General features: G+C 64.7%; 15 protein-coding genes and 1 pseudogene. 8 read left to right on the plus strand and 8 right to left on the minus strand.

Annotation, left to right across the window (positions count from 1 at the left end):
* Positions 1-42 precede the first annotated feature (42 nt).
* The 4 genes from PCA20602_RS17080 to PCA20602_RS17095 all read right to left on the minus strand — a co-directional run bounded on the left by PCA20602_RS17080 (position 43) and on the right by PCA20602_RS17095 (position 3977).
* Entirely contained in the window at positions 43-1107 is a 1065-nt protein-coding gene (locus PCA20602_RS17080) for an enolase C-terminal domain-like protein (protein WP_246182208.1), read from the minus strand.
* 182 nt (positions 1108-1289) lie between these two features.
* Complete coding sequence (locus PCA20602_RS17085; RefSeq protein ID WP_150722242.1) at positions 1290-1925, minus strand: flavin reductase family protein; 636 nt, start codon at positions 1923-1925, stop codon at positions 1290-1292.
* A 9-nt stretch (positions 1926-1934) separates the two neighbouring features.
* Entirely contained in the window at positions 1935-2717 is a 783-nt protein-coding gene (locus tag PCA20602_RS17090; RefSeq protein ID WP_150722243.1) for a GntR family transcriptional regulator, read from the minus strand.
* 255 nt (positions 2718-2972) lie between these two features.
* Positions 2973-3977 (minus strand): polysaccharide deacetylase family protein, encoded by a 1005-nt coding sequence (locus PCA20602_RS17095; protein WP_246182209.1) that lies wholly within the window; start codon positions 3975-3977, stop codon positions 2973-2975.
* Positions 3978-4389: 412 nt separating this feature from the next.
* On the opposite strand from PCA20602_RS17095, the gene PCA20602_RS17100 reads away from it, so the two are divergent.
* The 4 genes from PCA20602_RS17100 to PCA20602_RS17115 all read left to right on the plus strand — a co-directional run bounded on the left by PCA20602_RS17100 (position 4390) and on the right by PCA20602_RS17115 (position 10805).
* Positions 4390-5538: an ABC transporter substrate-binding protein gene (locus tag PCA20602_RS17100; protein WP_150722339.1), complete on the plus strand. Its 1149-nt coding sequence runs from the start codon at positions 4390-4392 to the stop codon at positions 5536-5538.
* A gap of 94 nt (positions 5539-5632) precedes the next feature.
* On the plus strand, positions 5633-6511 hold the full coding sequence (locus PCA20602_RS17105) for a branched-chain amino acid ABC transporter permease (protein ID WP_069343713.1): 879 nt from the start codon (positions 5633-5635) through the stop codon (positions 6509-6511).
* Between the two features lie 125 nt (positions 6512-6636).
* Positions 6637-9159 carry a branched-chain amino acid ABC transporter ATP-binding protein/permease gene (locus PCA20602_RS17110; RefSeq protein WP_425495681.1) on the plus strand — a complete coding sequence of 841 codons (2523 nt, stop codon included), beginning with the start codon at positions 6637-6639 and terminating at the stop codon, positions 9157-9159.
* The gene (locus tag PCA20602_RS17115) at positions 9156-10805 is read left to right on the plus strand and encodes a gamma-glutamyltransferase family protein (RefSeq protein WP_150722245.1); all 1650 of its coding nucleotides are present in this window, start codon (positions 9156-9158) and stop codon (positions 10803-10805) included. The genes PCA20602_RS17110 and PCA20602_RS17115 overlap by 4 nt, the downstream gene beginning before the upstream one ends.
* Positions 10806-10852: 47 nt before the next feature.
* Here PCA20602_RS17115 and PCA20602_RS17120 read toward each other — a convergent pair whose 3' ends face one another.
* Complete coding sequence (locus PCA20602_RS17120; protein WP_150722246.1) at positions 10853-11119, minus strand: hypothetical protein; 267 nt, start codon at positions 11117-11119, stop codon at positions 10853-10855.
* A 412-nt stretch (positions 11120-11531) separates the two neighbouring features.
* Between PCA20602_RS17120 and PCA20602_RS17125 the strand changes: the two genes are divergently transcribed.
* Both PCA20602_RS17125 and PCA20602_RS17130 read left to right on the plus strand, forming a co-directional pair.
* Positions 11532-12686 carry a mandelate racemase/muconate lactonizing enzyme family protein gene (locus tag PCA20602_RS17125; RefSeq protein WP_174981232.1) on the plus strand — a complete coding sequence of 385 codons (1155 nt, stop codon included), beginning with the start codon at positions 11532-11534 and terminating at the stop codon, positions 12684-12686.
* A 96-nt stretch (positions 12687-12782) separates the two neighbouring features.
* Positions 12783-14078, plus strand: coding sequence for an MFS transporter (locus PCA20602_RS17130; protein WP_150722248.1), 1296 nt, complete (start codon positions 12783-12785; stop codon positions 14076-14078).
* Positions 14079-14184: 106 nt separating this feature from the next.
* Here the strand turns inward: PCA20602_RS17130 and PCA20602_RS17135 are convergent, their stop codons facing one another.
* Both PCA20602_RS17135 and PCA20602_RS17140 read right to left on the minus strand, forming a co-directional pair.
* A complete protein-coding gene (locus PCA20602_RS17135; protein ID WP_150722249.1) occupies positions 14185-15129 on the minus strand; it encodes a LysR family transcriptional regulator in 945 nt (314 codons plus the stop codon).
* A 69-nt stretch (positions 15130-15198) separates the two neighbouring features.
* Positions 15199-16266 (minus strand): LacI family DNA-binding transcriptional regulator, encoded by a 1068-nt coding sequence (locus PCA20602_RS17140; protein ID WP_174981235.1) that lies wholly within the window; start codon positions 16264-16266, stop codon positions 15199-15201.
* Positions 16267-16482: 216 nt separating this feature from the next.
* Here PCA20602_RS17140 and PCA20602_RS17145 point away from each other — a divergent pair, with 216 nt between their 5' ends.
* Positions 16483-17838: an MFS transporter gene (locus PCA20602_RS17145; protein WP_174981238.1), complete on the plus strand. Its 1356-nt coding sequence runs from the start codon at positions 16483-16485 to the stop codon at positions 17836-17838.
* Between the two features lie 70 nt (positions 17839-17908).
* Complete coding sequence (locus tag PCA20602_RS17150) at positions 17909-19072, plus strand: mandelate racemase/muconate lactonizing enzyme family protein (protein ID WP_150722252.1); 1164 nt, start codon at positions 17909-17911, stop codon at positions 19070-19072.
* 156 nt (positions 19073-19228) lie between these two features.
* Here the strand turns inward: PCA20602_RS17150 and PCA20602_RS17155 are convergent.
* Positions 19229-20089, minus strand: a pseudogene (locus PCA20602_RS17155) (LysR substrate-binding domain-containing protein); the annotation flags it as partial.
* Between the last annotated feature and the right edge of the window lie 159 nt (positions 20090-20248).

Here is a 20248-nt window from a genome sequence, read left to right on the forward strand (position 1 = left end):
CCGCGACGGTCGGCGGCCCCGCTGAGGCCCATCACCTGAGCGTCAGACGCTGTACCTCTCGACCGCGTCTTCCTTCCAGACGAAGCCCGCGCCGGGCCTGTCGCCGATGTGAGCATGACCGTCGCGGAACGTCAGCGACGAGTCCACGACCGGCCCCGCCAGATCCATGCGTTCGAGCCAGTGACACGTTGGCGTAACCGCCAGCAGATGCGCGCTGAACTCCTGGAAGATATGGCTCGACATCGGCAGACCGTGACACTCGGCCAGCGTGCGTGCACGCAGCCAGCCGCTTACCCCGCCGATCTTCATTAAATCCGGCATGCACAGATCGCACGCCTGCGCCTTGAGTGCGAGCGACATCTCCTCGACACCGAACCAGTTCTCGCCCATCTGCACCGGCGTGGCAATCGCTTCGCGAATCTTGCGATGACCGTCGTAGTCGTGCTGTAGCGTCGGCTCCTCGATCCAGCCGAGCCCTTCGGACGCGAGCGCCCGGGAACGCTGTATCGCTTCGGGCACGCTCAGTCCCTGGTTGTAGTCGACCAGAATCTCCACGTGGTCGCCGACCGCGTGACGAATGGCGCGGATGACGTCCAGATCCTGCGCCAGACTGGCGTATCCGATTTTGGTCTTGATCGCGCGATAGCCGGCGTCGCTCGCGTCGTGCGCGCGACGCACCGCGAGGTCCACGCCGTCCATGCTGTGACTGTCGTACGCCGGAATCGGGCGCGCGCGGCCGCCGAGCACTTCGACCAGCGGGGCGTTCAGTGTCTTTGCGTAGGCGTCCCAGATCGCCATGTCGAGTCCCGCGCTGGCCATCCGGATCAGGCCCGTGTTGCCGACCAGCCGGAAACGCGCTTGCAGCAGTTGTTCGATGGTGTGGGGCGACAGCGGCTGCCCGGCCACGAGCGGAGCCAGCGCATCGATCATGGCCTGCGTCGCCTTGAGCGCCAACGGCGTGTAGGTGAACACATAGGCGTGACCGACGACACCGCTGTCCGTCTCCAGATCGATCAGCACCAATGGCGCCGTCGCCACCACACCGACCGCCGTAATCACCGGGTATTGCAGGGGTACATTGACCGCGCGCGTCCGAAGACCGGTCATCCGGATATCCGATTCCATCGATGTCGTCCCGACTGTGAAAGTGGGCTTCATCCTATGAGCCTGCGCGGCGAGAGGCAAATCGACAGATTCGCGATGGCCGGATAGATGGCGTCTATATGACGAGGGCGCCGGTCTTCGTGAGATCTCCGCGCCCCCTACCGCGTGATTACCATTGGGGGCACTTACATCTCATCGACCGCCGTCGTGGCCGTGGGCTGACCGTCTTGCTGTTCCAGCGAGAAGCGATTGCGGGTATCGACGTAGAAGCTCGCGCCAAAGCGGCCCACGGGGAAATAGTTCTGCAAACGCACTCGCCAGGTCTGCGTGTCGATCAGCTCTTCGCGTGCGTGCATACGCTCGACGCGTCCAATGAAGATATGGCGGCTCGGTGTCTCCAGCGTCTCCCACAACGTGCATTCGAACGCCACCGGCGCCTCGGCGATGCGGGGCGGCGCGACGAGACTGCTCGGTACCGGCGTGAGCCCCGCGTGCGCCAGTTCACTCTCGCTCGGCGGCAGACGCTCCCCGCACGCGTGCATGCGGGCGGTCATCGCCTCGTCCGTCAGGTGCACGACATACTCCCGGTCGCGCAGGATGTTTGTCGCCGTGTCCTTGAGCGTGTCGTCGTCGAGCCGGTTGATCGAGAGCATCACGATCGGCGGTTCTTCGCCGAGCATGTTGAACATCGAAAACGGTGCGGCGTTGACGGTGCCCCCGTCGTTGATCGTGGTGACGAGCGCAATCGGACGCGGCACGATCAGGCTCGCCATCAGTTTGTAACGCTGGTACGCCGTGATTTCGCGGAAGTCGATTTCCATGCGATCTCCTCAGGCACGCTTGCGGCCAGCGCGTTTGACCGGGGGCGCGGACGGGGACGATGAAGGGGACGACGAAGGGGAAGGAGGCGACATCGTGTCCTGCGCTGCCGCGACCTCCGGCAAGCCGAGCAACGACGCCAGGCTCTTCTGCCCGCGCATCCGGGTCGTCTCTATACGACGCTCTAGCTCTTCGAGATGCGACTGCATCCGGGCAATGGCGCCGGGGGCATCGCGCTGCTCGATGCACGCCACGATGGCGGTGTGTTCGTCGTGCTCGCAGGGCGCGTAACCGGGCGGCTCGTATAACCCCACGATCAGCGAGCACCGCGAGATCAGCTCGGTGAGATAACGCAGCAACACGGCATTGCCCGCAAGCGCCGCCACACGCAGGTGAAAATCGCTCGCCAGACGCGCCCACGACGGCTGATCGAAACGGTGCATGGCTTCGTGCTCGGCGTCGAGCTGACGGCGCAGCATGGCGAGATCGTCGTCGGTCACCCGCGAGACTGCCAGTTCAACCAGCGAACGCTCCAGCGCACGCCGCGCTTCGAAAATCTCTCGTGTTTCCTCCGGCGTCGGCTCGGCGATCACAGCGCCCTTGTTCGGCCTGAGCGTGACAATGCCGTCGTGCGCCAGACGCTCCAGCACCCGCCGCACCACCGCGCGTCCGACGTCGAACAGCTGGCAAAGCTCCGGCTCGGGCAGCTTCGTGCCGGGCGTGAGGCGATGCGCGAGCACGCCGTCGACGATGGTGCGGTAGATGTGCGTCTCGATGCGCGTCTCGGCGCTCATCGCCTCATCGTTCGCGACCGGCAGGTGCAACGAGAGAAGACGGGTTTCGGTGTCACCGTCGTGGACCGTAGTGGCAGTGGTGGCAGTAGGGGCAGTGGGGGCCGCTGGGCGGCGCGCACGGGAAACAGGCTTGTCTGCTGGCATGACGGGCGTAGTGGGCAAGGACGATGAAGGCACTGAGGGCACTAAAGGAAGTAGAGACAACTTTCCACAGTCGGGACACGCCGGGCAATAGGATTTGAGTGTCACGCTGGCTCACCCCATGACGGCATCTGGCTCGGCGACACTGACGGACGCCACGTGCGCGGCGATGTCGCCCGGCGTCGCCACCCAGATCTCGCCGCGCTGCGCAGCCTGCGCGATGGGCGTGAGCACGCGTCGCAGATGCCGCAGGCGGTAAGGCTGCCCGACCAGATACGGGTGCAGCGCAATGCCCATGACCAGCGGCTGGCCTCGCGTCGGATGCTCCGCCTGAGCGTACATCTCGTCGAAATTGTCCGCGATCATGTCGGCAAACGCTGCGCCGTCCATCTGACGGCCGATGATCATCGGAATATCGTTCACCTCCTGCGGATAGGGCACCGACCACAGGGTCCCGTGCGCCGTACGCATGCGCACCGGACGGTCGTCGTGACACCAGTTCAGCGTATAGCCATAGCCGGTGCGCACCAGCAGGTCCGGCGTGTGGTGCGTCTCCGAGATCCATGGCGAAAGCCACCCCGACGGCGTGTAGCCCGTCGCTTCCGTCAATCGCGATCGGCAATGTGCCAGCAGCTCCCGCTCGTGCGCGCACTCGAAATCGCTTTGCCGATGCGCGTTGGTGTGACCGTGACCAATCAGCTCATCGCCGCGCGCCACGCAGGCATGCACGAGTTCGGGACAGTGATCGAGCAGCGCCGTGTTGAGCACGACACCCGCGCGCATCGCGAGATCACCGAACAGATCGAGGCATCGCCATGCGCCGACCCGGTTGCCGTACTCGCGCCAGCTGTAGTTGAGCACGTCGGGCTGCGGCGAGACCGGGCCGAGATTCGCGCCCAGCCCTTCCCCGAACGCGAAGTGCTCCAGATTGAAGCCGAGATAGACGGCGAGTCGCGCGCCGTTGGGCCAGCGATACGTATCGCGCGCCGTGATCGGCAGATAGTCGAAGCGATCGTGCGAACGCAATGCGCCGAAGCGAACGTCGGGCACATCGTGCACGTCATGTACGTCGGTGGTCGCGAAATCGTCAGGTGATGAAAGCGGCAGGGTCAGAGTCATCGTGTGTCGTCTTGAAACATTCGCGCACCGCCACAGTGCGGGCGCGTTCCGAGTTGGCGCAAAACGCATCGTCAACGAACGTCATACCAGATCGTTCGCAATTTCGATGCCAGATCGTCAACACCTTGGCGTGCATATCGTGTGACGCCATTCATTCGAAATGTCGACGAGGTGGCATGCCTCTTGCGTACGGCGGGGACATAGCGGGTCGTGCCCGTTGCCGGGATGCCCGACCATCCCTTCCCTTCGCATCCGACGTGTCGCTCTGACATGTCACATGTCATTACGGAGATTGCTCATGCTTGCCTCTGCCCGTCACAACGCCGTCTGCGCCACCACCTCATCCGCCCCCTCCACCCCCTCGCGCCGTCGCTGGCTTCGTGTCGGCGCCGTCGCACTGGCGGCTGCGGGCATGTTCGTGAGCGCAGCGGGCTACGCCGCAGACACCATCAAGATCGGTCTCGTCACGGCGCTCTCCGGGCAATCGGCACGCGCCGGTGAAGCCCTGACGCGCGGCATGACCATCGCCATCGACGAAATCAATGCGAGCGGCGGCGTGCTCGGCGGACGCAAGCTCGAACTGGTGCGTCGCGACGACGAAGGCAACCCCGCCAAGGGCGTGCTCGCCGCGCGCGAACTCATCTACAAGGACAAGGTGGCCGTGCTCTTCGGCGGTCTGGATACGCCGGTCTCCATGGCCATCGTGCCTATCGCCAATCAGGAGAAAGTCCCGTTCATGGGGCCGTGGGCCGCCGGCACGCCGATCACCCACAACGGCGCCAATCCGAACTATGTGTTTCGCGTGTCGGCTGTCGATGAAATCGTCGACGGCGCCATGGTGAACTACGCGCAGCAGAACTTCGGCGCGAAGAAGCTCGGCCTGATTCTCGTGAACAACCCTTGGGGGGAGTCGAACGAGAAAGGCATCGTCGCGGCACTGGCGGCGAAGGGCATGAAACCGGCCGCCGTCGAGAAATTCGAGGCGACCGACGTGGACGTCACGCCGCAACTTGGGCGCCTGAAGGCCGCCGGGGCCGACACCCTGCTGATGGTGGGCAACGTCGGGCCGTCGGCACAGGTCGTGAAGTCGCTCGACCGCATGGGCTGGAAGGTGCCCATCGTCTCGCACTGGGGTCCGGCGGGCGGACGCTTCACCGAACTGGCCGGCCCGAACGCGAAGACCGTGCATTTCGTGCAGACGTATAGCTTCTTCGGCGCGACGTCGCCAGTCAGCACGCGTGTCGTCGCTGCGCTCAAGGCCAAGTATTCGGACATCAAGGGACCGGACGACATCACGCCGGCCGTCGGTGTCGCCAACGCGTACGACGCCATGCGTCTCACGGCCCTGGCCATCGATCGCGCAGGCTCGACCAATGGCGACGCCATTCGCACCGGCTTCTACAAGATCGACCGCTACGAAGGTCTCATCAAGACGTACGTGAAGCCCTTCAGCGAGCAGCAGCACGACGCCCTGTCCGCGCAGGACTACGTGTGGGCGCAGTTCATTGACAACCGTATCGTGCCGGTGGCACCGACGGGCGCGAAGGTCGCCGCGAAGTAAGCAGGGCATCAGCAAAACACATCGACCGGACGAATTCGTCACACGACACCGGCAATGAACGGGCGCCACGGTGTGGCGTCCCGGAGGACATCTCATGCAATGGATCTCGGCGCTCGTCGCCGGCCTTGGGCTCGGCAGTATGTACGGCCTCATGGCGCTCGGCTTTCATCTGACGTTCGCGGTGAGCGCAACGGTCAATTTCGCGCAAGGCAGCTCGATGATGCTGGGCGCCGTGCTCGCCTACACGTTCGCGCAGACGCTCGGGTGGCCGATGCCGCTGGCCATCGTTGCGGCGCTGGCGCTTTGCGCCGTCTACGGACTGGTGGTCGAACGGCTTGCCGTTCAGCCGTTCGTGCGGCGCGGATCGAGCGCGTGGCTCATGGCGACGGTGGCGCTGGGCATCGTGCTCGATAACGTGGTCATGCTGACGTTCGGGACGGAACCGCGCAGCCTGCCCTCGCCGCTCGCGCAAAGCTCGCTGCACATCGGCGATGCCGGTCTCGGCGTCTATCCGCTGCAATTACTGATCCCGGTGGTCGGTCTGGCGCTCGCGGCATCGCTGCATTACGTGTTGCGCCGCTCGCGCTGGGGTGTCGCCATGCTCGCCGTGGTGCAGAACCGCGACGCCGCTCGGCTCATGGGCATTCCCATCCAGCGCACGATCGCGGGCGCGTTCGCCGTCTCGACGTTGCTCGCCGGTATCGCCGGTGTGCTGATCGCGCCGCTCTTCAACGTGCAGGCCGATATGGGCACGGTCTTCGGTCTCAAGGCATTTGCAGTGGCGATTCTCGGCGGATTGTCGAGCGCCTGGGGGGTGATGATCGCCGGTCTGCTGTTCGGCGTGACAGAAGCGATGATCACGGCAACGCTCGGGTCGAGCTACACGCAAATCATCACGTTCGGTCTGGTCATCGTGTTGCTGGCGATGCGTCCCGACGGCATGTTCGGTCGCGCGGAGGTGCGTAAGGTATGAGCGATTCTTCTTTGCGGCTGGCATCGCAATCCTCGCCGGTGTCGGCAACGACGGGGCGCCGGTCGTCGCGCGACGCTCGCGACGGTCTGGCCCTCGGCGCCGCACTCGCTGTCGCGCTGCTGGCGATGGCCGGTGCCGCCTGCGTGGTGAACGGTTACTTCGTCGTGGTGATCGCCGGCGTCGCCCTGCTCGCCATCTGCGGCGTCGGTCTGAATCTGTTACTCGGACTCACGGGGCAGGTGTCGTTCGGCCACGTCGGGTTCTATGCCATCGGCGCCTATGCGGTGGCGACTCTGACCACGCAGGCGGGCTGGCCGTTCTGGCCGGCATGGCTCGCGGGGGGTGTGATCGCGGCACTCACCGGCGGTCTGCTGGCGCTCCCCGCGCTGCGTGTGCGCGGGCCGGGACTGGCCATGGTGACGATCGCCTTCGGGTTCATCGTGGAGCACGGCGCGGTCGAGTGGCGCGGTCTGACGGGCGGTCAGAACGGGTTGATGGGCGTGATGCCGCCGGGCATCTTCGGTATCGCAGGCAGCGAACGTGTCGTCGCCGTCGCCGCGCTGGCGGTGCTTGCGGTGGCGTTGCTGGTCTACGCACGCGTGTCTCGTGGTGCCTGGGGGGCCGCCATGCGCGCCGTGCGCGACAGCGAAACGGCAGCGGCCTCGATCGGGGTCAATCCCCTGGTCGTGAAGGCGGTAGCGTTCGCGTTCTCCGCCGCACTGGCGGGTCTCGCAGGCGGTCTCTTCGCGCCGTTGCAGGGCATGGTCACGCCGGGCATGTTCTCCTTCCTGCAATCGATCCTGTTCGTCCTCGTCGTGATGATCGGTGGCGCGGGCACGATTGCCGGGCCGGTCGTCGGCGCGGTGATCGTCGGACTGCTGCCCGAATTTCTCGCGAGCCTGGAGAACCTGCGTCTGCTGTGTTTCGGCGTATTGCTGCTGGTCGTGTTGTGGGGGGCGCCCAATGGCGTGATCGGTGTGCTCGGGAAATGGTGGACGTCGCGGCGCGGTGGCCCGTCGGACGACAGGGATGTCGGCGTGACGTCGGCATTGACCTTGCCGGTGCTGGCAACGTCACAACGCAAAGGCCTTGCCGCGCATGGTCTGGCGATGACGTTCGGTGGCGTGAAAGCCGTTGCCGATCTCTCCTTCGAACTGCCGCCCGCACAGGTGACAAGCCTGATCGGCCCGAACGGGGCCGGCAAGTCGACCGTCCTCAATATGCTCTCGGGCTTCTATCGGCCGCTGTCGGGCACCCGCGCGCTGGGCACAGACGATCTCCCGGCCAAGGGCGCCTGCGACAGCGCACGGCACGGCGTAGCGCGCACGTATCAGACGTCGCAACTGTTCGGCGGCATGAGCGTGCTCGATAACGTGACGCTGGCGTTGAGCGCAGGGCGGCTTGGCGGGTTGCTCGGCGTCGCGCGCATGCAGGGCAAGGCGCACCGCGACGAGGCACGAGCGCTGCTGCGGGCGTGCGGCTATCACGGCGACGTCGATCTGATGGCCGCCGATCTCGCGCACGTCGACCGACGTCTCGTGGAGATCGCACGGGCGCTGGCAACGCGCCCGAGTGTGTTGCTGCTCGATGAACCCGCCGCCGGGCTGTCGACGCAGGACAAGGCGCAACTGGGCAGATTGCTGCGGCAAATCGCGGAGAGCGGCGTGGCCGTCGGTCTCGTCGAACACGATATGTCGCTGGTGATGGGCGTGTCGGACGGGATCGTCGTGATCGACGCGGGGCGCTTCCTCGCGCAAGGCACGCCGACGGCGATTCGTCACGACGAGCGCGTGCGGCAGGCGTATCTCGGTGCCGCCGCGACACCGGTGGCGGACGCAGCGCAGACCGACACACCGGACGAGCCGATCGAACGAAGTGCATCGACCTCGCCCGAAGTCCTCGGCGTTGGCAAACTGACGGCGGGCTATGGCGCAGCGCCGGTACTGCACGACGTCTCGATTCAGGTGCGTGACGGTGAACTCGTCGCGCTGCTCGGCGCCAACGGCGCGGGCAAGTCGACCCTCATGCGGGCGCTGGCCGGACTGCATCGCCCGGTGAGCGGCGGCATCACGTTCAACGGGCGCGACCTGTCGCGTCTGGAGGCTGCGAAGATCGCCGCATTGGGGGTCGTGCTCGTGCCTGAGGGACGTCAGGTCTTCCCGGAGCTTACCGTGCTCGATAACCTGCGGCTCGGCGCATTTCCGTGCGGGCGTCTGCCACGCGCGGCGCTCGACGCCCGCATCGAACAGATGTTCTCGCGCTATCCGCGTCTTCGAGAACGTCAGCACCAGCGGGCAGGGCTGCTCTCCGGCGGCGAGCAACAAATGTTGGCGATTGCCCGGGCGTTGATGTCGTCGCCTCGCGTGCTGCTGCTCGACGAACCCTCGCTCGGCCTCGCCCCGAAGGTCATCGCCGAGTTGTTCGCGTCGCTCGACGCCTTGCGACGCGAATCGCTGTCGATGCTGCTCGTCGATCAGATGGCTACCATGGCCCTGTCGATTGCCGACCGGGGATACGTGCTCGAAGAGGGGCGTGTGACGGTGGGCGGCCCGGCGAGCGAGCTGGCGGGCGATGCGCGTCTCGCAGCAGCGTATCTTGGCGGCGGGCACGAAGCAGACGTCTCAGGCATGGCAGGAGCGGCGGCATGACAGCGCGCGACGAAGTCCCCATCGGGTTGACGGCATCGACGGGATCCGCGAGCGGGCGCGCCGGACTGGTGACGAGTCCGCAAACGCTGGCCAGCGCCGCCGGTCGCGACGTGCTGCAACAAGGCGGCAACGCCATCGAAGCCGCGATCGCCATTGCGGCGATGCTGTGCGTGACGATGCCGCATTTCACCGGGCTGGGTGGCGACGGCTTCTGGCTGGTCGCCGACGGCACGTCAGACGCCGCAGCACCGCTCGCCATCTCCGGTATCGGGCAAGCGGCACGACATCTGCCACCGGCCTTGTGTCGGGGCGATGCGATCCCCGTGCGCGGGCCGGCTTCCACATTGACGACGGCAGCCACGGTCGCTGCATGGGAGGCCGCTTACCGGGTGAGCCGCGAACAATGGGGCGGCACGTTGACATGGGCCGCCCTGCTTGCACCTGCCATTGCAGCAGCCGAAGACGGCTTCCCCACCAGTCGCTCGCAGGACTTCTGGTACACGTATCGTGCCGACGAGATGCGCGACGCGTCGACATGGCATGGCTTCGCGCCGACATTCCTGCCAGACGGTCGCGCACCGGCCGCCGGGCAACGGTTTCGGCAGCCAGCGTTGGCGTCGACATTACGACAACTCGCCGACAGCGGGCCACGAGAATTCTACGAAGGTGAGCTGGCCGCGCGTCTGGCCGACGGCTTGCAGTCGGCAGGCTCACCACTCACGCGAGAAGACCTCGCCGCCACACGCGTGCACGTCTCGCCCGCACTCATGATGCCCTATGGCGACGGTGCGCTGGCGACACTGCCCCCGCCCACACAAGGCGTGACGACACTCCAGATCATGGGGATCGTCGCGCGTCTTGGCCTGAAGGACTGCCCGCATGGCAGCGCGACGTACTACCACCGTCTGGTCGAGGCGGTGAAACAGGCGTTCCTCGATCGCGACCGATACGTCGCCGATCCGGCATTCGTGGACGTGCCACTCACGACGATGTTGTCGGACGAACATCTTCGTGCAGCGGCCTCGCGCATCGACGATCACAAGGCACTCGAATGGCCCCATCGGTTTCGCGAAGGCGATACCGTGTACTTCGCCGCGACGGATGCAGCCGGTCGCGCCGTCAGCGTGTTGCAGACGATCTATTTCGACTGGGGCAGCGGTGTGATGGCCGGAGATACCGGTGTGCTGTGGCACAACCGCGGGGCCGCATTCCGGCCCTCCGGCAGCGCTCACCCCAATGCCCTGATGCCCGGCAAGCGGCCGTTCCACACGCTCAATCCCGGCATGTACCTCAAGCACGGCCGGGCACGGTTGCTCTACGGGACGCAGGGTGCAGACGGTCAGCCGCAGACGCTGAGCGCCTTGCTCACACGACTGATCGACTACGGGATGACGCCGCACGAGGCGCTATCGCATCCTCGCTTCCTGCTGGGCAGGACGTTCTCCGACAGCCGGGACAACCTCAAGCTGGAGAGCGACGCCGGGGAGTCCGTCTTCGAGGCGCTGACTGAACTCGGGCACCTTCTGGCGCCGTTGCCCCGTCACAGTCCGCTCGCCGGTCAGGCCGGTGTCATTGCCATCGCCGACGACGGCCTCGCTACCGGCGCACACGACCCGCGCAGCGACGGGGCCGCGATGGCGGCGTAGTCTGCGGGTGTATCCGAACGGCTCGCGCACCGTTCGGACAGACCGGATCAGGCGCGATGCTTGCCGGGGTTGCCAAGGCTGCCCAGGGCGGCCTTCTGACCAAACCCCAGCAACCATTTTTCCGCGTAGCTTTGCCCGTGGGCGCGGGCATCGCTGCGCGTCGCAAACACCTGGCCGTAGAGCTCCTGGCGATGGCACGACTCTCGGGATCCAATGCGCCGCACCACCACGTCGGCACGATAACGCCCGTCTCGAAGCGGGATCGAAAAGACAGTCACGTGGAAATCGCCCGTCACATACTCATGCTCTGGCATACGTTTTCCCCCTCGAACATCGCATCTAAGAACGACTTCTCCCTACTGCGCTGCCAGCATCGCGCTGACACCCGTCCGAGCGCCCCCCTCCCGCCCGTCAGTCCGTTGACGACCTTCGATTACTCCGGATTCTAGTCAATACCGCATACAGGTCAATATTGACCGACGATCGACCGTCCTGAGCGCGCCGTCCCACCCGGATCGCTTCGCCCCCAAACGTTTCCTGCCATCGCGCCGTTGCCTGCCGATGATCCACAGATCGTGGACGATCGGTGTACACCCCGGCCGTTGTTCCTCCCCTCGCTGCGCCGTATCGTCCATCCACGGTGTTGCCCCGTCGTCTGCCCGGCAGGCAAACGGCGCGCAACGGCGCTTTGGATTGACAAGGATTCGGAAGACACGAGGATTGAGCATGAAAATTGAATCGGTTGAGATCATCCCGCTCGACATGGCACTGGAGGAAGTGTTCAAGGGCGGCACGTATCAGGTGGCGTCGCGCCCGACGATCGTCACACGCGTGTATCTGGAAAACGGCATCGTCGGGGAAAGCTACGGTGGCGACGAGTTCCACACGCAGACCGAGATCGTCAACGTCGTACGCGAACATCTGTCGCCCCTGCTCATCGGTCAGGACGTTCGCGACTTCCAGCGACTCTGGGAGGCGATGTTCCATGTGAACGTGGATCTGGGCAATCGCGGGCTGCACCAGTTGGACATGCATCCGCGCGGCATCCTGCTGCAGGCCGTAAGCTGTCTCGACAACGCCATGTGGGACGCCCGCGGCAAGCTTTACGACACGCCGGTCTACAAGCTGCTCGGCGGCGTGCGGGACCGCGTGCCGGTCATCTCCATCGGTGGGTACTATCCGAAGGATGGCAAGGATTCATGCGTTGCCATCGCCGAGGAAGTGGCGATGGTGCGCGAGACCGGTTGCATCGGCATCAAGATGAAAGTCGGCCGCGCGTCGCTGGAAGAGGATCTGGAGCGCGTGCGCGCAGCTCGCCGCGCCGGCGGCAAGGACTTCGTGGTGACGGTCGATGCCAATCAGGGCTGGGACCCGCTCGACGCCGTCAAATTCTGCGTCGCCATGGAGAAGGCAGACCTCGACGTGCGATGGATGGAAGAACCCGTGAAGTGGTATGACCAGACCGACGGCCTGGCGCTTCTCGCCATGAAGACGTCGATTCCGGTCAACGTCGGTCAGGGCGAGATCACCGGCCGCGCATGCCGCGACCTCATCACCAAAGGCCATGTGTCCATCCTGAACCTCGACTGCACGCTGTGCGGCGGTGTGACCGAATGGCAGCGCGTTGCCGACATGGCCAAGCTGATGAACGTGGAGATGGCGCACCACGAAGAGCCGCAAGTCGCCGTCCACCTGATCGCGGCCAATCCGCACGCGCTGTTCGTCGAGATCTTCGCCAACAAGGTGCGCGACCCGCTGCTGTGGCAGTTGCCCGACGGTTTCCCGGAAATTCGCGACGGCTACATGACGGTGCCGCAAGGTCCGGGCTTCGGTATCCGTCTCAAGCCGGAGGTGATCGAGCAATACCGCATCGATCGCTGATCTGCGCGACAGATCGACGGCACCCCTCGACAATACGAACAAAACAACAGGGGCGCGCGCGGTTCAGGCGCGCCTCGTCAGCAGGAGACACGCAGTATGAATTCGTCTGTTCCCAATGGGGAGGGAATCGCGCGGGAGCGCTGGTTCATCATCCTTCCGGCCACCTTCATCATGTACACGATCTCGTTCTTCGATCGTGCCAACATGGGCATGGCGCTGCCCCACATCACGCAGGAGCTTGGCCTCTCGCCGATTCAGGCGGGCTGGATCGGTGCAGCGTTCGCGTGGGGCTACGCGGTCACCCAACTTGGCGGCGGCATCATCGCGCTGCTGTTCAATCCCCGGCGACTGATCGGCGTTGCGCTGCTGCTGTTCGGGCTGGCGGCCGTCGCCACCGGGTTTGCGCGGACCTACCATGAGCTGGTCGCCTTGCGCGTGCTGCTCGGGCTGGCCGAGGGGCCCATCTACGCGGCCGTTTCGCTGTTCCTCGCGCAATGGTTCGTGAAGGCCGAGCGAGGCCGGGCGTTCGGCATCTGGAATCTCGCCATTCCGGCCGGCGGTTTTCTCGCAGGCCCGATTTCCGGCGCGATTCTCGCCCATTACGACTGGCGCGTCATGATGATCGCCGAGGGCCTGCCCGCCTGGATCTTCTGCGCGATCTGGTTCCTTGCGATCCCGCGTAGCCTCGAAAGCGCGCGCTGGCTGTCGCAAACCGATCGCCAATGGCTGCAACGTGAGCTGAACGCCGAACAGGCGTCGCACAAGAAGCCCGAAGTCGATCCGTGGTGGAGCGTGCTGACGGAACCGACGGTCTGGTTGCTGACGGCCGGCTTCGCACTGAACGGCATTCTGATGTACGGCGCGACGCTCTGGCTGCCGACGATCATGCGCACATACGGCACGCTCGGCGACTTCTATATCGGCGTGTTTTCGGGCCTGCCGTTCATCGCCTCGATGTTCGGGATCTTCTACATCAGCCGACGCTCGGACAAACACGGGCAGGAACGTCGCTGGCATGCCGCGCTGCCGACCGCATTCACCGGTTTCGTGATGATCGGCGCAGCGCTGGTCCCCGCCAATCTCTACTACCTGCAAATCATCCTGTTCATGGTGCTGGGCTTCACGCTGAAGATGCTGAACCCGCTCGTGTTCGCCTGGCTCACGGAAATTCTGCCGACGCGCAAGGCGATTCCGGCAGTCGCCATTGTCAGCGGGGTGGGCAACCTCATCGGGCAGTCCGCCGGGCCGCTGCTGGTAGGTTACGTGAAGTCGGTGTCGAACAGCTTCGTGCCGTCGCTGCTGGTATTGGCCGCCTGCGCGATTCTCGGCGGCGTCGCCATCGCCATGTCGGGACGCAAGACGCCGCGAGAACCCGCCGTCGTCACGGCCTGAGCGACACAGCCCTGTTTGATCGAGCTATCGACGGGGCTATCGACGAGGGAATCAGCAGAGGGTCAACGGTGACGTTGACCCTCCCCGCATTCCGGCATTCAGACATTCAGGGCGACAGCGGCGCCGTGGCCTCGAATTCGCTGGCAAACCAGTTTTGCAGAAACTCCACGCACACGCGCACCTTGGCCGAGGCGGAAAGACGCGCCGTCGTCACCGCATAGATATCGGCAGGCCAGTCATATTCCGGCAGCACACGAATCAACTGCCCCTGCTGGAGGCTCTGCGCACAATCCCACGCCGATGCGCGCATGATGCCGTGCCCGCCCAACGCCCACGTCCAGATGATGTCGTTGTTGTTGGACGACAGCGAGCCGCCGACCTTGATCGTTGCGACGTCCGCCTCAGCCTCTTTCCCTGCGGTCCTGTTTCGCAGCCGCCACGTGCCGAACGGCTGGTCTCGCTCGCGGAACACGAGGCACGAATGCGTCAGCAGGTCGTCAGGCGTCTGCGGCATGCCACGGCGCGCCAGATAGTCGGCCGACGCGCACAGCACACGTGTGCTGGCCGCCAGTTTGTGCGCAATCAGATGGGGCTCCGACACCTTGCCGATGCGAATATCCAGGTCGATCGACTCCGCGATGAGATCCACCGGCCGGTCCATCACGATCAGCGAGATGTCCAGACGCGGGTATCGGCTCGATAGCTGCGAGAGCGCGGGCGCCAGCAGATTGCGTCCCAACCGGAAGCTTGAACTGATGCGCAGATCGCCACGCGGCTCGGTCTTGATGTCCGACACCGCGTCATGCATTTCCGTCGCCGCGTCGAGCATGTAGACGGACCACTTCAGAATCGCCTCGCCGTCCTCGGTCGGCGTCACCCGTCGCGACGTGCGATGCAACAGCGTCGCGCCCATCTCGCGCTCCAGCATGTGAATGCGCTTGCTGATATACGACGTCGACGCGCCAAGCTCGGTCGCCGTCTTGGCGAAGCTGCGCAGCCGGCAGACCACGCTGAAGATCTGCAAATCGCGAAGATCGGGGAAATTCTGCATGTTTATCCGGGAGTGCGTCGCTCAACGAAGCTTTTAGCGAAGCTTTTAGCGAACCTTTTAGCGAACCTCTTAACGAACCTTGTCGGCACGGCGCTGCACCGACGTGCCCGACGGCGCGCCGCAACTCGCGCGAGACTCGAACCACGTCGGCAGGCTCACCGATTCTGGCGTGCCCGGCGTTTCGATGTGCGTGAGCACCAGTTGCGCCGCGCGCGCGCCAAGTTGCTCGGCGTCACGCATGACCGTGGCGATCGGCGGTTGATGAAAGCGGCACAGAGGCACGTCGTCGCAACTCACGAGCGACAGGTCCCGGCCGAGCTGAAGCCCCCGGCGGTGGATGGCCTGCAATGCGCCTTCGAGCAACTGATTGCCGCCCAGCACGATCGCGGTCGGGGGATCGTCGTCGGCGAGCATTTCCTCGATGGCCACCTCGCCGTGATCCGACGACAGCGTGCCGCGATGCACGATGAGATCGCGCGGCAAACCGAGCCGGTCGTAGGCGTCTTCCATCGCCCGGACACGCTCGCGCGTCGGGCGCACATCACGCCCCACGACGAGGCCGATACGGCGATGTCCCTTGTCGAGCAATGCACGCGCGGCATCACCCATGCCCTGATAGTGATCCGACAGGACATAGTGCGCGGGAATATCGGCGGGAAAGGCGCGGTCGATCAGAACGACAGGGCACTTGGTATTGCGCAGCGCGAGCAGCGTGGCCGGGTCGTCTTCGAGCGTGGGCAACACGATGAGACCGTCGACTTGCCGGTGCATCAGCACCTCGATGCGCTCGGCGTCTACGCTCGGCACGCCGCCCGAATTCGTCAGCAGCACGGAAAACCCGGCGACCGTGAGCACGCTTTCCGCGCCGCGCACGATGGACGCGATCAACGGGTTGGTGATGTCCGATCCCACGAAACCAATGGAACGCGTCGCGCGCCGGCGCAGCCCCTGCGCGAGCGCGTTCGGCGCGTAACCGAGCGTGCGCGCAGCTTCCAGCACCCGTTGCGTGAGTTGCGGGCTCGATCCGGGTTGCCCGGACAGCACGCGCGACACGGATGCGATTCCCACGCCAGCCAAGGCGGCCACCGCCTTGATTCCCGGCCGTCCCTTGGGATCGCCCGGCAAGTTGTCACTCATCGATCTCATCTCCTCTTGACGCGCCAGTTTACAACGATTATCTTTTGGAAACGTTTCCGGAAACGTTTCCAAAAGTGAAGTGCCGGCAAACGGAATCACAGGAGGACCGCGACGACAGCTAATGCGTCGCGGCGACCGTCATGGAGAGAGACAAGTGCGCCGGCTCGCGAGCGAGCGGCGCACATGAAGGGGTCATACGTGAATACCGAAGGACAAATGACGCCGGAAGTTCGGCAAGCAATACGCAATGCGATCCTGAGCGCGATCGTGGGCACGGCGATGGAGTGGTACGACTACTACCTCTACGCCACAGCCGCCGCCACGCTCTTCAACCATCTGTTTTTCCCGTCCTACGACCATCTGACCGGCACGTTGCTCGCCTATGCGAGCTTCGCCATCGGCTTTTTCGTGCGTCCGGCCGGGAGTGTGATCTTTGGACGACTCGGTGACCGGATCGGCCGCAAGTCGGTGCTCATCATCACCTTGCTGCTCATGGGCGGGTCGACGACGTTGATGGGCTTACTCCCGACGTATGCGTCCATCGGTGTCTGGGCGCCGATCCTGCTATGCGTACTACGCGCGGCGCAGGGGCTCGGGTCGGGTGCCGAATACGCCGGCGCCGTGCTCATGGTGATCGAATATGCCCCGGCGAAACGCCGTGGGCTCTACGGCTCCCTGCCGTACATCGGGGTGGCGCTCGGGCTGTTGATGTCGCTTGCCACCTTCCATCTGTCGTCATCGATGTCCAAAGAGGGCTTCGAAGCGTGGGGCTGGCGCATTCCGTTTCTGCTGAGCGCCGTGGTCGTTGCGCTCGGCGTGCTGTTACGCAGTCAACTCAAGGAGACGCCGGTCTTCGAAGCGTTGCGCCGCAAGAACGCCGTGGTGCGCGCCCCGCTCACCGAGGTCTTCCGCCACTCGCTGCGTCCGATGCTTTGCGCCTGGGGCGCCCGCCTGGGCGACAACTCGCTCGCGTACATCTACGAATCGTTCGTCATCGTCTATGTGACGCAGCAACTGCACATGTCGCGCGACGTCATCGTCACGGCGCTGATGTGGAGCACCGCGCTTCAGTTCATTACCGTGCCGCTGTTCGGCTGGGTCTCGGACAAGGTCGGTCGCAAGCCGGTGTACATGGGCGGCGCCCTGCTCTCCGGCATTGCCGTATTCCCGTTCTTCCGGATGTTGCAGACGGGCGAGGTCCTATGGATTTACGTCGGCCTGTTCCTGGTGTCGTCGATCGCGAAAACGATGATGACGTCAGCGCAAAGTCCGTGGCTTGCCGAGATGTTCCCCTCACGCGTGCGCTACACCGGCTTCTCGCTCGCACGGGAAGTCACGTCGCCGATCTCGGGCGGGATTGCACCGATGATCGCCGTGGCCCTGCTCTCGGCCGGTGAGGGCTCGCCACACCTCGTGGCGTGGTACGTGGTCGCGCTCGGTGTCATCACCGCGATCTCGGTGGCGCTCGGCCCGGAAACACGCGGCCGCTCGCTCAATGACGACATGCACGACGGCACTCACGACGACGCGCACACCGCCCCGGCACGTCCCATCGCCCATCAGTCCCGTTAATCCCCTCAATCCCGTGAATGCATTGAACGCATTCCCGACAGTTACACAGTCTTTCCACGAAGGAGTCACGATGAAAATCACGAAGGTCGAGCCGCTTCACGTCGGCCAGTTCATGTTCGTTCGCATTGACACGGACGAAGGCATCACCGGCTATGGCGAAGCCGGTATCTGGGGCCATATCGAAGCGGCAGGAACGGCCATCAAACGCTTTGCCGAATATCTGGTCGGCAAGCGCGCGTTCGATATCGAGCACCATTGGAACGTGATGCATCGCTTCAGCTACTTTCAGGGGCTGGCCATCAACGCGGCGATTTCCGCTATCGACATCGCGCTGTGGGACATCAAGGGCCGCGCACTGAACGTGCCGATCTATGAGCTGCTCGGCGGGCCGGCGCGCAAGAAGGCGCGTATCTATGGCCACATCTACGAAAGCAACATCGAAAAGGTGCTGGAGGAATGCCAGCGCAAGATGGAAGCGGGTTTCAATGCTTTCGGGCACATCAATCCGTTCCTCGACGAGGGCAACGACAAGGTCTACTTCAAGACCCACATTCGCAAGATGCACGATGCGATCGACAACGTTCACCGGATGCGTGAGGTCGTGGGCGACCGCGTCGATCTACTCATCGAACTGCATCGTCGTCTGACGCCGGCGGAAGCCGTGACATTTACGAACGGCATCGAGCAGGACACGCCGATGTTCGTCGAGGATCCGATCCGCCCGGAGAATGCCGACGCCATGGCGCGCGTCGCCGACCGCATCCGCGTGCCGATCGCCACGGGTGAGCGCTTCTGCACCATCTACGAATTCCAGGCGCTGCTCGCACGCAACGCGGTGGAGTACGCGCGTATCGACGTGGCTGTCTGCGGCGGGATCACCGGCGCGAAGAAGGTCGCGGCGATGGCCGAGGCCCATCACGTTCAGGTCGTGCCGCATAACCCGCTCTCCCCGATCGGGCTGGCCGCGTGCCTGCAAGTGGCCGCAGCGATTCCGAACTTCGCTGTGCAGGAATATGCGACGGGGTTCGAAGCCGGCGTGTTCGAATCGACGGGCACCCATCTGGGCAGCGATATCGTCGACAAGGTCCCGCTGCCGGATCAGGGCTTCGTCGACATTCCCGACGGCCCGGGCCTCGGCATGGCATTGCTGCCCGATGCGCAGAGGATTCGCCCGCCGCTGGTGAAGCCGATTTCGATGCGTCCGCACTACGATGGCTTCGTGGTCGATCAGTAACCCCTTACGCCCTTCAGCCATCAAGCCCTGAGCATCGAACGTCAGGGGGCGGACGCCACGCCCCCGACGACTTCGAGCAACGTGGCCGCAAAGCGCTGCGCCAGCAGACTTTGCGGCCACGTGCTGCGGTCGCAGCAGATGGGTGGCGAACAGCACGTCCGGCGCGAACGGCCGATAGTCCAGCCCCCGGCCGACGTACGCTTGCGCCACCGCGCGGCTCACGATGCTCACGCCGAGCCCGCTGGCGACCATCGCACACACCGTCGCTTCGTAAGGCGTTTCCAGTTCCTTGTGACGCAACTCGATGCCCGCCTCGCGAAAGCGCTGATCGATCTTCATGCGTGTGCCGTCGACCAGCGACAACGCGATGAAGGGCTCGTATTCCAGGTCGGCCGGCGTCACGACATCGAGCATCCCCAGCCGATGCCCCGTGGGAAACGCGCACACGCCCGCGATCTCGCAGATCTTTGTCGCCTCGATACCCGACACGTCCCGACTGACGTAGGACGTCACCCCCAGATCGCAAAACTGCGACGCGACCCAGTAGGCCACGCGCGGCGAATCGTTCGTCAGCAGTGAGACGGCGACCCCCGGGTGCGTTTGCCGAAACCGCCGGATCGCTTCGGGCATCTGGGTCAGCGCCATCGACGGCACGGCGCCCACACGCAGGCGCCCGGTGCCGGAGCGGCGAATCTGCTGTGCCGAATCCTCCAGACTTTTCAGACTGACAAACGCACGCTCGACATCGCGAAACAGTTCGGCGCCTTCGTCGGTCAGTTGCAGCCGTCCGTTGATGCGCTCGAACAGCCGGAAACCGGCGCTGTCTTCCAACTGGCCGATCAATCGGCTGATGTTGGGCTGCGACGTGTGCAGCGCTTCCGCCGCCGCCGTCATCGATCCCGTCTGGATCACCGCCCGGAATGCCTCCACCTGTTTGAATTTCATCGACGCGGTCTCCTGTGGACGGGCCATCCCCGTTGCGCCTTGCCAAGCCATACCGCCTAGCAGCAGGGGCATATCAAAAATGTATGGACCCGTATTGTATTGTGATTTTTAAGAATGCCCCTGCCCGGCTACAGTCGTTCGTATCCCGTCTGCGCGCCATGAGGCAAGGCACTCGCCGCCTCCCGACGCGTGGCCGCCCGAGTCCTCCATGTGCCGTTTTTCGCTTCAGGA

Origin of the sequence: Pandoraea capi, from assembly GCF_902459735.1 — a bacterium.
Classification (GTDB): domain Bacteria; phylum Pseudomonadota; class Gammaproteobacteria; order Burkholderiales; family Burkholderiaceae; genus Pandoraea; species Pandoraea capi.